The sequence below is a fragment of the Caballeronia sp. DA-9 genome (assembly GCF_051615025.1).
GTDB classification, from domain to species: domain Bacteria; phylum Pseudomonadota; class Gammaproteobacteria; order Burkholderiales; family Burkholderiaceae; genus Caballeronia; species Caballeronia sordidicola.
Genome location: NZ_CP195133.1, coordinates 1,681,500 through 1,694,491, shown reverse-complemented (window position 1 = coordinate 1,694,491; position 12,992 = coordinate 1,681,500). Strand labels below are relative to the sequence as shown.

Here is a 12,992-nt window from a genome sequence, read left to right as displayed (position 1 = left end):
GTTTAGACAGAGTGACGCTTTCGATACCCATCGAGAAAGCGCGCGATACGGTTGATCGAGTCAGCCAGATCGTCCACGTTCGGCAGGAACACCACGCGGAAATGATCGGGCGCCGGCCAGTTGAAGCCTGTGCCCTGCACGAGCAGCGTACGTTCTTCAAGCAGCAAATCCGTGATGAACTGCTGGTCGTCAACGATCGGATACATCTTCAGGTCGAGCTTCGGGAACATGTACAACGCTGCTTGAGGCTTGACGCAGCTCACGCCGGGAATGGCCGTCAACATGTCATAGGCGAGTTCGCGCTGCTTGAACAGGCGCCCGCCCGGCACGATCAGGTCGTTGATGCTTTGATAGCCGCCCAGCGCCGTCTGGATGGCGTACTGCCCGGGCACGTTCGCGCACAGGCGCATGGACGCGAGAATCCCGAGCCCTTCCATATAGTCGTGGGCTATGCGGCGGTTTTCCCCCGTCAGGCCGGAGATGAACATCCAGCCAGCACGATATCCGCAAGCCCGGTAACTCTTGGAAAGGCTGTTGAACGTGACCGTCAGCACGTCCTCGGACAACGCTGCAACCGCCGTGTGCTTGCGGCCGTCATAGACAATCTTGTCGTAGACCTCGTCGGCGAAAATGATCAGGCCGTGCTTGCGCGCGATCTCGATCATTTCAGTCAGCAACGCGTCCGAGTAGAGCGCGCCAGTCGGATTGTTGGGGTTGATGATGACAAGCGCCTTCGTGTTCGGCGTGATCTTCGAGCGCAGGTCGTCGAGATCGGGCATCCAGTCGGCGGATTCGTCGCAGAGATAGTGCACCGGCGTTCCTGACGACAAGCTTACCGCCGCCGTCCACAGCGGATAGTCGGGCGCGGGCAGCAGCACTTCATCGCCGTCATTGAGCAGGCCCTGCATGGCCATGACTATCAGCTCGGACGCTCCGTTGCCAATGTAGATATCGTCCAGTTCCACGCCCAGCACGCCTTTTTGCTGGGTGTAATGCATGATCGCCTTGCGCGCGGCGAACACGCCCTTCGAGTCCGAATAGCCCGACGACGTGGGCAGATTGCGGATCATGTCCTGGATGATCTCGTCCGGTGCGTCGAAACCGAACGACGCCAGATTGCCGATGTTGAGCTTGATGATCCGGTGGCCTTCGTCCTCGAGACGCTTCGCGTGTTCGAGCACGGGCCCGCGAATGTCATAACAGACGTTCTGCAATTTATTTGACTTGAGAATCGGTTTCACGGCGGGAAGGCTCACTCGGTTACTTGAAATCAGGCTTTTTGGTTGATACGGTTACTGCGACGGTCGTTTGCCGCGACCGGCATTTGCGGCCTGCGCTGCAAGCGTTTCGCCAAGGCCGCGTTTGCGGTCAAGCAAGCGATTCAGTCACCAATGCGACAAGGATCTCGGACCGGGATGTACGTCCTGGCAATGGGTTCCGGGCAAAACCCCGAAACTCCAAAAGCAGCGCAGAACAGGCAGTCTAGCGAAAATGCGCCGGATAAAGGCGGGTTTGGGCTCAAACGTGTGAGTTTTGGCCATCAGGCCAAGGCAAAACGCCCTTTTTTGCGTGTCGGCAGGCAGCTTGTGGCGGCACGCTAATCACTGCGCCGTGCGGGCTCGCAACCCGTCGACGGCCGAAAAGTTATAATTTAGCGGATTAAGCGTGACTTTCGCAATGCGCGAGCCGTGCTCATGGGCGGATTATTCCGCAACGTGCCTGCGCGCAGTCACTTCTTGCCATCAACCCGCCTGTCGGACTATCGATTTGAAATTACATCAGGAAGCCAGCGGCGCACTCAATACCATCACGAGTTACGGCGCCGATTACGTCGCGATCAATCTGGAACGTCACGAAGGCAGCATCATCGTCATGCCGGAAACACCCGTGATCCAGTGGCCCGTCACATCGTTCGAGACGCTTGCACCCGAAAATTTCGATGCACTGCTCGAACTTGCGCCTGAAGTCGTTGTTTTCGGCAGCGGCTCGCGCTTGCGCTTTCCTCATCCGCGGCTCACGGCCAGGCTCACGCAGCTGCGCATTGGCGTCGAGACCATGGACTTCGGCGCGGCGTGCCGCACTTACAACATTCTCATGTCCGAAGGCCGCCGCGTCGCCGCCGCGCTGTTGCTCGAAGCGTAATCCTCGTCGCTGAGCCGGCTCGAAATACCGTCGGTCATGGTCCAAACGCCGCGCAGGCACGGGACCGACGCGCCAATGCGATAAACTGCCGCCCGGCGGCGGCTCTGTGACGGCCATCTTCAGCGTTCTCCGATCCGAAAATGCGTCGCGACCTGCTGACGTACCAGCCCGTTTGGCTGACTTGTGCGCATTGCCGAAGCAGCGGAACCTGCATGTGTTCATCGATCAGGCGCGTGCAGCGTTTTTGAAGTCTGGCTAAGCCGCGCTTAAGTCTCGATATGCCACCCTCGAGCCCCCTTTTTGAATTTGCTTTTCGCCGCGCAAGCGGCACTGGACAGGTCGACTCTCATGAACGATACGCCTTACCGGCTACCGCTCACCCGCCTCTCGCTGTTGTTGCTGATCGCAGCGCTTGCTGTGATCTGGTTCGCGCCGCTCGGCCTGCGTCACCTCGTTCCCAGCGACGAAGGCCGTTATGCGGAAATGGCCCGCGAAATGTTCGTGACCGGCGACTGGATCACGCCGCGCTACAACGGCTACAAATATTTCGAAAAACCACCACTGCAAACCTGGGCGAACGCGCTGACATTCGCATGGTTCGGCATCGGCGAATGGCAGGCGCGGCTCTATACAGCGCTGACAGGTTTTGCCGGCGTGCTGCTGATCGGCTATACCGGAGCGCGGGTATTCAACGGCGTGACGGGATTCTGCGCGGCTGTGGTACTCGCCACGTCGCCCTATTGGAACCTGATGGCCCATTTCGATACGCTCGACATGGGTTTGTCCTTCTGGATGGAGCTCACGCTTTGCAGCTTGCTGCTCGCGCAACGCCCGAATCTACCGCTCAAACAGGTCCGGCTCTGGATGTGGCTTTGCTGGGCCGGCATGGCGCTCGCGCTGTTGTCGAAGGGATTGATCGGGTTGATCCTGCCGGGCGCGGTGCTCGTGCTGTACACGCTGATTGCGCGCGACTGGGCCCTCTGGCGGCGGCTCTATATTGGCAGCGGGCTGATCCTGTTCGCGGTCATTTCCGTGCCCTGGTTTGCGCTCGTACAGATGAAAAATCCCGAGTTCCTGAACTTCTTTTTCATAGTGCAGCAGTTCCAGCGTTATCTCACGCCTGAACAGAATCGGCCGGGCGCTTTTTACTACTTCGTGCCCGTGCTGATTGTCGGATTTCTTCCATGGCTGTCCGTTGTATTTCAGAGCACCCGCCACGCGGTGAAAGTGCCGCGCCAGCCGAACGGCTTCGCGCCGGTCACGCTGCTGCTCGTCTGGACCGCGTTCATTTTCCTGTTTTTCAGCGCGTCACACTCAAAACTTCTTTCTTACACGCTGCCAATTGCTCCATCCATCGCGCTGCTGATCGCGATTTATTTGCCCCTGCTGACGCGGATGCAATGGAGCCGGCACCTGATTGGCTACGCCGTATTTCTGGTCGCGGCGGCGTTCGGCGCGATCTTTTTGGGAAGAATGGGCGGTGGTCACACGCCCAATTATCTTTACCGTGAATTCCAGGTCTGGGTGTACGCGGCGCTCGCAGTGGCCTTCGTGGTCACACTCGCGGCTATCTGGTTTAACCGGCGCAGCTCCATTGGCGGCGTTGTTTTGCTGGGTACGGCGTGGCTGCTGCTGGGTACGATCGCGGGAACCGGACACGATGTCTTCGGCCGGGAAAGTTCTGGCGTAAAAATGGTGCCAGCAGTCAAGGCCGCCATGGCGAGGCTTCCAGCCGATACGCCGTTTTACTCGATTGCGAAGCTCGACCACACCATGCCGTTCTATCTCGGCCACACCATGATCATGGTCCAGGAACCCGACGAATTGCAGTTCGGCGTGACTACGGAGCCGCAAAGGTGGGTGCCGACCATCGACGCATGGATTCAGCGCTGGAACGCTGACCGGTATGCTCTCGCCCTGATGCCGCCGGGCCAATATGACGACTTACGTGCCAAAAATGTGCCAATGCAGGTCGTTGCGCGGGATGATCGAAGGGTGATTGTGGAAAAGCCGCAGCCTTGAAACAATGGCGCGTCGTTTGCGCCCATGGCCTTCATGAAGCAATGTTGCGCTGCAATGCGCCAATAAAAACGACTTTTACGATCCGCGATGAACCCGATATCCTTCATTTGCATCATCACAGGCGTCATGTTGAACGCCGGTGCGCAGTTACTGCTCAAAGCTGGGGTGAACGCGGTCGGCCACTTCGAATTCACGCCCTCGAACATTGTGCCGATCGGGTTAAAGATCGCAACGCAATGGCCAATCATCGGCGGTCTTGCCTGCTATGTGTTCAGCGTCGTGGTGTGGATCGTGGGATTGTCGCGAGTCGACGTGTCCGTGGCGTATCCCATGCTTTCGTTGGGCTACGTGGTGAATGCGTTCGCGGCGTGGTATCTGTTTGGCGAAATCCTGTCAGTGCAGAGACTGGTCGGTATCGGCATCATCCTGGTTGGCGTGGTGGTCCTGACGCGCAGCTAGCATCTGTTCGGTTTTTGTCCGAAGCACGCTCTTTCACTTTTTACGCAGAGACTCCATGACCCAGAACGTGACCTCCAAAACGCTTCCTTTCCTGCCGTTCGTGCGCGCCGAGATTGATGAAGAGACGATCCAGGGCGTCGCCGACGTGCTGCGTTCAGGCTGGATCACGACCGGACCGCAAAACACGCAGTTCGAGGCCGAGTTGTCCGCTTATTGCGGCGGCCGCCCGGTTCGCACGTTCAATTCCGGCACGGCGACCATGGAAATAGGCCTGCGCATAGCGGGTGTGGGCGAAGGCGATGAAGTCATCACTACGCCCATGACGTGGGTATCGACCAGCAACGTCATCATTGAAACGGGCGCGACGCCGGTTTTCGCGGACATCGATCCGATGACCCGCAACATCGATCTGGATCTGCTGGAAAAGGCCATCACGCCGCGCACCAAGGCCATCCTGCCCGTGTACCTCTCTGGGCTACCGGTCGATATGGACCGGCTCTACGGCATTGCGCGCGACCACAAACTGCGCGTGATCGAAGACGCCGCGCAGGCCGTCGGGTCATCGTGGCGCGGCAAGAAAATCGGCTCTTTTGGCGACATGGTCTCGTTCAGCTTCCACGCCAACAAGAACGTGACGTCCATAGAAGGCGGCGCGCTCGTCCTGAACAACGAGGAAGAAGCGGTGCTGGCGCAAAAGTACCGGTTGCAAGGCATTACGCGCACCGGCTTCGACGGCATGGACTGCGACCTGCTTGGCGGAAAATACAATCTCACCGACGTCGCCGCTCGCGTCGGCCTCGGGCAGTTGAAACACATCGAACGTTTTACGGAAAAGCGCCGCGAACTCGCGCGCGCATACTTCGAGAGTTTTGCCAACGGCTCGGCCGTGCGCGCGGGCGTTCAACTGCCCGTGCAAAATTTCACCGACAGCAACTGGCACATGTTCCAAATTGCGCTTCCGCTCGAGCGCCTGTCGCTCACTCGTCCGGAGTTCATGGGGAAGATGAAGGAGCGCGGCATTGGCACGGGCGTGCATTACCCGGCGCTTCATTTGTTCACGCTTTATCGCGCGCGCGGGTTTCACGAAGGCATGTTCCCGCAGGCCGAAAAGTACGGCGCATCGACAGTCACGCTGCCGCTGTTCACGCAGATGACCCACGACGACGTAACCCGTGTTGTAAAGGCGGTCGATGAAATTTGCGCCGCGCACGCCATATAAGTTTGAAAGCCGTACCGCGGTTGCGGCGGCGGGCTCAGCACCCATTGATTACGGATATCCAGCGGAACCATCGCCAATATGAGTCAAACCGATTTTCTGCCGACCGGACCCGAGTTGACGGTCGTGGTCCCGGTATATAACGAAGAAGACGGCCTCGCCGCGCTCTTCTCGCGCCTGTATCCCGCGCTCGATGCGCTCGGCGCAACGTACGAGGTCATCTTCATCAACGACGGCAGCCGGGACAAGTCCGCGGCGCTGCTTGCGCAGCAATTCCGCTCGCGCCCCGACACCACGCGCGTGATCCTGCTGAACGGCAATTACGGCCAGCACATGGCCATCCTCGCCGGTTTCGAACAGTCGCGCGGCGAGAGCGTGATCACGCTCGACGCCGATCTGCAAAATCCGCCCGAGGAAATCGGCAAGCTGCTTGCCAAGATGCGGGAAGGTTACGACTACGTCGGCACGATCCGGCAGCAGCGTCAGGACAGCTTCTGGCGCAAGAAGGCCTCGCGGCTGATGAACCGCTTACGCGAACGCATCACGCGGATTCGCATGACCGACCAAGGCTGCATGCTGCGTGGTTATAGCCGCCACATTATCGATACGATCAATCGTTGCGGCGAAATCAACACGTTCATCCCCGCGCTCGCCTACACGTTTGCACAGAATCCAATTGAAATCGATGTCGCGCACGAAGAGCGGTTCGCCGGCGAATCGAAATATTCGTTGTACAGCCTGATCCGTCTGAACTTCGATCTCGTCACCGGCTTTTCGGTCGTGCCGCTGCAATGGTTGTCGTTTATCGGCGTGATTCTTTCGGTGGGATCCGCGGGGTTGTTCCTGCTGCTGCTCGTGCGGCGCTTCATGTTCGGCGCGGAAGTGGAAGGTGTGTTCACGCTGTTCGCCATTACGTTCTTCATGCTTGGCGTGATCATCTTCGCGCTGGGGCTGCTCGGCGAGTACATAGGCAGGATTTATCAGCAAGTCCGCGCACGGCCCCGGTATCTGGTGCAAACCATCCTGGAAGAACGCGAAGGCCAGCTTTCGCGCAGCAAGCCGCGTCAGGAAGCGGTGGCCGCGATCACCCGCGAAGTCGATCCGTCATGAGGGTTTCGCCATGAAGCCGCGCGCAGTCGTATTCGCGTATCACAATGTTGGCGTGCGCTGTCTGCAAGTGTTGCTCGCGCGCGGCGTGGACGTCGCGCTGGTCGTCACGCACGAAGACAATCCACAAGAGAACATCTGGTTCGGCAGCGTCAAATCGGTGGCGGAAGATCATGGAATCGACGTCATTACGCCCGCCGATCCCACCTCGCCGGAACTGCACGACGCGATCAGCAAGCTGGCGCCGGACTTCGTCTTCTCGTTCTACTACCGGCACATGCTGCCGGTCGGCCTGCTCGCGCTCGCCACGCGCGGCGCATACAACATGCATGGCTCGCTGCTGCCGAAATATCGCGGGCGCGTGCCGACCAACTGGGCCGTGCTGAACGGTGAAACGGAAACTGGCGCGACGCTGCATGAAATGGCGGCAAAGCCCGATGCCGGCGCTATTCTCGCCCAGACGCCCGTCCCCATCCTCCCCGACGACACCGCGGCGCAAGTCTTCGACAAAACCACCGTCGCGGCCGAACAAACGCTCTGGCGCGTGTTGCCGGCGCTGATTGCGGGCGAAGCGCCGCATCTGCCGAACGACCTCAGCCGAGGCAGCTACTTTGGCGGACGCAAGCCGGAGGACGGCCGCATAGACTGGTCAAAGACTGCGCAGCAGGTCTACAACCTCATTCGCGCGGTCGCACCGCCATATCCGGGCGCTTTTACGGACATTGGATCATTGCGGTTCATTGTCGCGCGCGCCCGGCTTGTTCCTGATAACGGCAGCCCCGGCGTTGCCGCCGAGACCTTGCGCGCGCTCGGGGATTTGCCCCCCGGCCTGCACGTGAAGGATAATGCGCTGTTTGGCGTATGCGGCGATGGCCGCGTCGTCGCCATCCGTGAATTACGGCAACCATTCGTGGACGATAGCGAAACCCGCCAAGCCCGCCAGATTCCGGCCGGCGGCGAACGCGTCGTCAGTCCCGCCGAATTCGGCCGACTCACTCAATCATTTCCCCATTCATGAAAAAAGTCCTGATCCTGGGTGTCAACGGCTTCATTGGACACCACCTTTCCAAGCGCATTCTCGAAACGACCGACTGGGAAGTCTTCGGCATGGACATGCAGCGCGACCGCCTGGGCGAGCTCGCCAATCACGAGCGCATGCATTTCTTCGAAGGCGACATCACGATCAACAAGGAATGGGTCGAATACCACATCAAGAAGTGCGATGTGATTCTCCCGCTGGTCGCTATCGCCACGCCGGCAACCTACGTGAAACAGCCGCTGCGCGTGTTCGAACTCGACTTCGAAGCCAACCTGCCCATCGTGCGTTCGGCCGTGAAGTACGGCAAACATCTCGTGTTTCCGTCGACTTCCGAGGTGTACGGCATGTGCACGGACGAGCAGTTCGACCCCGAAGAATCGCAACTGAGCTACGGCCCGATCAACAAGCCGCGCTGGATCTACGCGTGCTCGAAACAGCTGATGGACCGCGTGATCTGGGGCTACGGCATGGAAGGCCTGAACTTCACGCTGTTCCGTCCGTTCAACTGGATCGGCCCGGGACTCGATTCCATCTACACGCCGAAGGAAGGCAGCTCGCGCGTGGTCACGCAGTTCCTCGGCCATATCGTGCGCGGCGAAAACATCAGTCTCGTGGATGGCGGCGCGCAAAAGCGTGCGTTCACGGACATCGACGACGGCATTGGCGCGTTGATGAAGATCATCGAGAACAAGAACGGCGTGGCGACGGGCAAGATCTACAACATCGGCAATCCGAGCAACAACTTCTCGGTGCGCGAACTCGCGAACAAGATGCTGAAGCTCGCCAACGAGATCAGCGAGTACGCAGAAAGCGCGAAGACCGTGCAACTGGTCGAGACCTCGTCGGGCGCTTACTACGGCGCGGGTTATCAGGACGTCCAGAACCGCGTGCCAAAGATCGACAACACCATTGAAGAGCTCGACTGGAAGCCGGTTGCGACCATGGACGATGCGCTGCGCAAGATTTTCGAAGCGTATCGCGGCGATGTGGCCACGGCCCGGCGTCTTGTCGAAGACCAGAGCTAAGGGCGGCGCGTGGCTCGCATCGTTCTGAAAATCGACGTCGATACATTGCGCGGCACGCGCGAAGGCGTGCCGAATCTCGCGCGCCTGCTCGACAAATATCGCGCCCGCGCGACCTTCCTGTTCAGTCTCGGGCCCGACCATACCGGCTGGGCCCTGCGCCGCGTGTTTCGCCCGGGATTTCTCAAGAAGGTTTCGCGGACGTCGGTCGTCGAGCACTACGGCGTGAAGACGCTCATGTATGGCGTGCTGCTGCCGGGGCCGGATATTGGCCGTCGCGCCGTCGCGGAAATGCGCGCGATCCATGAAGCAGGTTTCGAGTGCGGCATCCATACGTGGGATCACGTCTATTGGCAGGACAACGTCCGTGCCGGCAACCGCGAATGGACGGCCGCGCAGATGCAGCGCAGCCACGCGCGTTTTGTCGAGATTTTCGGCGCAGCGCCCTTGACTCATGGCGCGGCGGGCTGGCAAATGAACGGCTACGCGTTCGAACAGATCGATGCCTGGGGCATGAAATACGCGTCCGACGGCCGTGGCCACAGGCCGTACATTCCTGTTCTTGACGGACGTGTCCTGAACCACGTGCAAATGCCGACGACGCTGCCCACGCTTGACGAAGTGCTGGGTGTGGACGGAGTCGATGTCGGCAACGTTGCCGCGCATCTGCTGGAACTGACGTCGAAGCAGAATCGCGATCAGGTGTTCACGCTGCACGCCGAACTCGAGGGACAAAAACTCGCCCCGGTTTTCGAGCAGATGCTGGCAGGCTGGAGCGCGCAAGGTCACACTTTCTGCACGATGGGTGACTATCATGCGACGCTGGACCGCGCGGCGCTGCCCACGTACCCTGTCGCGTGGGGCGAGATTCCCGGCCGCGCGGGCGAGCTGATCCTGCAGCCGGATTGATCCTCGGAGCGGGTTCGGTTCACGCGAGTCCAACGCCAAACGCGCTGCCGAGAACCCATCGTTTATCTGCACCACCTCCGCAACACCGTCTCAACGTGTCCGGCCGCCAGAAACTGGCGCTCGAACGCGCGTCATCGATAAAAAAGAGGAGAAACTCCGTGCCGATCGCAGTCGATCAACCCGTTCCCGATTTCACCGCCCCTGCAACCGGCGGCGACTTTTCGTTGTCCAGCCTGAGAGGCAAGAAAGTCGTGCTGTTTTTCTACCCGAAGGACAACACGCCGGGCTGCACGACCGAAAGCCTGCAGTTCCGCGATCTTTACGACCGGTTCAAGGCGGCGGGCGCCGAAGTCATCGGCATTTCGCGCGACAGCGTGAAGTCGCACGACAACTTCAAGGCGAAGCTGGAACTGCCGTACACGCTCGTATCCGATTCCGACGAAGCCATTTGTTCGCTGTTCGGCGTCATCAAAATGAAGAAAATGTATGGCAAGGAAGTCCGTGGAATCGAGCGTTCGACCTTCCTTCTCGACGCCAAAGGCGTGCTTCGCCGGGAGTTCCGTGGCGTAAAGGTGCCGGGTCACGTCGAGCAGATTGTGGAAGCTGTACAAGCGCTTTGAGGCACGTTATATTGATTCGCAATGAGCGCATGCCCCTCCCTCCATTTCTCTTTACGTAGCGCCCGGTGTATCGCGGGTTTGCCCGCGACCGGCACCGGTCTACGCTACACGCAACCCCCGGGCTTTCCGGGCGAAGCGAAGGACGAAAGGAGTAAGGAAGCAGGCGCTGCCGAGCCGCTGGTCCCATCGTCCGGGACGGCGGCTTTTTTGTTTGCGGACGCTCCCTCCTCCGCTGCGCACGCGCCCTCGGCGCGCCGCGCCGTCCGCGCGTTTGACTCCCCGTTTGATCTTCAGGACGCAACTTCCAAGGAGCCGATCGAAATCTAGGCGAACCGGCGTTTTCGAAACCGAAGCGCGTCACCGGGCGCAAACTGCAAGTAGTCCGGCCTTGATTGCCAGGGCCAACCCAGCAGGATGCGACAGGCGACGCACGACATACGATCCGATCCTTTCGAGGGAAACCATGCCTTTGCCTACCGCACCCGTCAAGCTCGGCAACCTCCTGCCGTCTGAAGAATACAAGGCCAAAGCCCGGCCTGCCCGGCCATCGAAGAAGCAGGCGAGCGAGGGCGACCTGGCAACCGCCGAGTCCGATACCGAATTCGCCGCACCCGTAGGCGCTTCGCGCCCCGCTGCGGCAAACACTGCGAACACGTTGCGCGCGATCGCCAGCGAAACGCTCGCGAATGCCGCAAAAGGGTCGGCCGTGGAAGCCTCCGATACCGCGCCCGCCGCGCGTACGCGCCGTGCCAGACAAACCGCGGCCTTGTTGCAGCCCGCAACTGCGCCAGCCGAACAGGTCGAGACGAATCAGCCTGCCGTCACCCGCGCGCCGGTCGAGGTGCGCACCCGCTCCGAAGCCCCTGCCGCGCCGGCCTCCGCCGCCGCCCAACCGCGCGGCCAGCAAAAGCGCCGCCAGCGCGGCCAGCCGGAGAACGAGATTGGCAAGCTGTTCGTGCTCGACACAAACGTGCTGATGCACGATCCGTCATCGCTGTTCCGGTTCGAGGAACACGACGTCTATCTGCCCATGATGACGCTCGAAGAACTCGATAACCACAAGAAAGGCATGTCGGAAGTGGCACGCAATGCGCGTCAGGTCAGCCGCACGCTGGATGCGCTGGTCGCTCACGTCGGCGAAATGTCGGCGGGATTGCCGCTGTCCGCGCTGGGTAATCGCGATGCAACCGGCCGTCTGTACTTCCAGACCACGCTGACCGATATCGAACCGGTCGAGGGCCTGCCGGTCGGCAAGGCCGATAACCAGATTCTCGGCGTGGTCCGCGCGCTGCAAAAAGAGCGGACGGATCGCCAGGTCGTGCTGGTGTCGAAAGACATCAACATGCGCATCAAGGCCCACGCGCTCGGCTTGCCGGCGGAAGACTATTTCAACGATCAGGTTCTCGAAGACAAGGACCTGCTGTATTCCGGCGTGCGCGCGCTGCCTTCGGATTTCTGGACGAAACACGCGAAGGGCATGGAAAGCTGGCAGGACACGAAGACGGGCACGACGTATTACCGCGTCACCGGTCCGCAATGCGCGTCCATGCTGGTCAATGAGTTCGTGTACTTCGAGCCGCAGAACGGCGAGCCGTCGTTTTACGGAATCGTGCGTGAACTCAACGGCAAGACGGCGCTGCTGCAAACGCTGCGTGACTACAGCCATCACAAGAACAATGTGTGGGGCATTACATCGCGCAATCGGGAGCAGAATTTTGCGTTGAACCTGCTGATGAACCCGGATGTGGATTTCGTCACGCTGCTGGGTCAGGCCGGAACGGGCAAGACCTTGATGGCTTTGGCTGCAGGCCTTGCGCAAGTCCTTGACGACAAGCGTTACAACGAGATTATCGTGACGCGCGCGACGGTCCCGGTCGGCGAAGATATCGGCTTTTTGCCGGGTACCGAAGAGGAAAAAATGCAGCCATGGATGGGCGCATTCGACGACAACCTCGAAGTCCTGCAAAAGACGGACGACGCCGCCGGCGAATGGGGCCGGGCTGCCACGCAGGAACTGATCCGCTCGCGCCTGAAGGTGAAGAGCATGAATTTCATGCGCGGACGGACGTTCGTGGACAAGTACGTGATCATCGATGAAGCGCAAAACCTGACGCCGAAACAGATGAAAACGCTCGTCACGCGCGCGGGTCCCGGCACGAAAATCGTGTGCCTGGGCAATATTGCGCAGATCGATACGCCTTATCTGACCGAAGGCAGTTCGGGCCTGACCTACGTGGTTGATCGCTTCAAGGGCTGGACGCATAGCGGGCACGTGACCCTGGCGCGCGGCGAACGGTCCCGTCTGGCGGATTACGCTTCCGATATTCTTTGAGTCAGCAACGCGTTTTGAAAGCCCGGCAAGCATCGCTTGCCGGGCTTTTTTTGTGGTTTTTTATCATCGCTCAGACGATACTTACAGCGTAAACCTCAAGTAACTTGTCAAGAAAACTTGCCCC

Annotated in this window: 11 protein-coding genes; 10 read left to right on the top strand and 1 reads right to left on the bottom strand. The window is 60.0% G+C overall.

Features of this window, described 5'->3' with window-relative positions; all coding sequences use genetic code 11:
• Positions 1-2 precede the first annotated feature (2 nt).
• On the bottom strand, positions 3-1,241 hold the full coding sequence (locus ACRWA7_RS24070; RefSeq protein ID WP_438396553.1) for a pyridoxal phosphate-dependent aminotransferase: 1,239 nt from the start codon (positions 1,239-1,241) through the stop codon (positions 3-5).
• Between the two features lie 526 nt (positions 1,242-1,767).
• Between ACRWA7_RS24070 and ACRWA7_RS24065 the strand changes: the two genes are divergently transcribed.
• The 10 genes from ACRWA7_RS24065 (at position 1,768) to ACRWA7_RS24020 (ending at position 12,868) form a co-directional block, all read left to right on the top strand.
• Positions 1,768-2,142: an Mth938-like domain-containing protein gene (locus ACRWA7_RS24065; protein ID WP_060857166.1), complete on the top strand. Its 375-nt coding sequence runs from the start codon at positions 1,768-1,770 to the stop codon at positions 2,140-2,142.
• Between the two features lie 348 nt (positions 2,143-2,490).
• On the top strand, positions 2,491-4,164 hold the full coding sequence (locus ACRWA7_RS24060) for a glycosyltransferase family 39 protein (RefSeq protein WP_438396551.1): 1,674 nt from the start codon (positions 2,491-2,493) through the stop codon (positions 4,162-4,164).
• 87 nt (positions 4,165-4,251) lie between these two features.
• Complete coding sequence (locus tag ACRWA7_RS24055) at positions 4,252-4,623, top strand: SMR family transporter (RefSeq protein ID WP_060857165.1); 372 nt, start codon at positions 4,252-4,254, stop codon at positions 4,621-4,623.
• Between the two features lie 55 nt (positions 4,624-4,678).
• A complete protein-coding gene (locus ACRWA7_RS24050; RefSeq protein ID WP_438396549.1) occupies positions 4,679-5,842 on the top strand; it encodes a DegT/DnrJ/EryC1/StrS family aminotransferase in 1,164 nt (387 codons plus the stop codon).
• A 78-nt stretch (positions 5,843-5,920) separates the two neighbouring features.
• On the top strand, positions 5,921-6,949 hold the full coding sequence (locus ACRWA7_RS24045; RefSeq protein ID WP_060857164.1) for a glycosyltransferase: 1,029 nt from the start codon (positions 5,921-5,923) through the stop codon (positions 6,947-6,949).
• Between the two features lie 10 nt (positions 6,950-6,959).
• Positions 6,960-7,964: a formyltransferase gene (locus ACRWA7_RS24040; RefSeq protein WP_060857163.1), complete on the top strand. Its 1,005-nt coding sequence runs from the start codon at positions 6,960-6,962 to the stop codon at positions 7,962-7,964.
• The gene (locus tag ACRWA7_RS24035) at positions 7,961-9,010 is read left to right on the top strand and encodes a bifunctional UDP-4-keto-pentose/UDP-xylose synthase (RefSeq protein WP_060857162.1); all 1,050 of its coding nucleotides are present in this window, start codon (positions 7,961-7,963) and stop codon (positions 9,008-9,010) included. Before ACRWA7_RS24040 ends, ACRWA7_RS24035 begins: the two co-directional genes overlap by 4 nt.
• Positions 9,011-9,019: 9 nt before the next feature.
• Positions 9,020-9,916, top strand: a complete 897-nt coding sequence (locus tag ACRWA7_RS24030; protein WP_438396546.1) for a polysaccharide deacetylase family protein — start codon at positions 9,020-9,022, stop codon at positions 9,914-9,916.
• Between the two features lie 158 nt (positions 9,917-10,074).
• The gene (locus ACRWA7_RS24025) at positions 10,075-10,536 is read left to right on the top strand and encodes a peroxiredoxin (protein WP_438396544.1); all 462 of its coding nucleotides are present in this window, start codon (positions 10,075-10,077) and stop codon (positions 10,534-10,536) included.
• 463 nt (positions 10,537-10,999) lie between these two features.
• Complete coding sequence (locus ACRWA7_RS24020) at positions 11,000-12,868, top strand: PhoH family protein (protein WP_438396543.1); 1,869 nt, start codon at positions 11,000-11,002, stop codon at positions 12,866-12,868.
• Positions 12,869-12,992 lie beyond the last annotated feature (124 nt).

Excerpts from the sequence above, each read along its gene's own strand:
- ACRWA7_RS24060 (WP_438396551.1), top strand. The coding sequence starts at position 2,491 with ATGAACGATACGCCTTACCGGCTACCGCTCACCCGCCTCTCGCTGTTG.
- ACRWA7_RS24055 (WP_060857165.1), top strand. The coding sequence starts at position 4,252 with ATGAACCCGATATCCTTCATTTGCATCATCACAGGCGTCATGTTGAAC.
- ACRWA7_RS24050 (WP_438396549.1), top strand. The coding sequence starts at position 4,679 with ATGACCCAGAACGTGACCTCCAAAACGCTTCCTTTCCTGCCGTTCGTG.
- ACRWA7_RS24045 (WP_060857164.1), top strand. The coding sequence starts at position 5,921 with ATGAGTCAAACCGATTTTCTGCCGACCGGACCCGAGTTGACGGTCGTG.
- ACRWA7_RS24040 (WP_060857163.1), top strand. The coding sequence starts at position 6,960 with ATGAAGCCGCGCGCAGTCGTATTCGCGTATCACAATGTTGGCGTGCGC.
- ACRWA7_RS24035 (WP_060857162.1), top strand. The coding sequence starts at position 7,961 with ATGAAAAAAGTCCTGATCCTGGGTGTCAACGGCTTCATTGGACACCAC.
- ACRWA7_RS24020 (WP_438396543.1), top strand. The coding sequence starts at position 11,000 with ATGCCTTTGCCTACCGCACCCGTCAAGCTCGGCAACCTCCTGCCGTCT.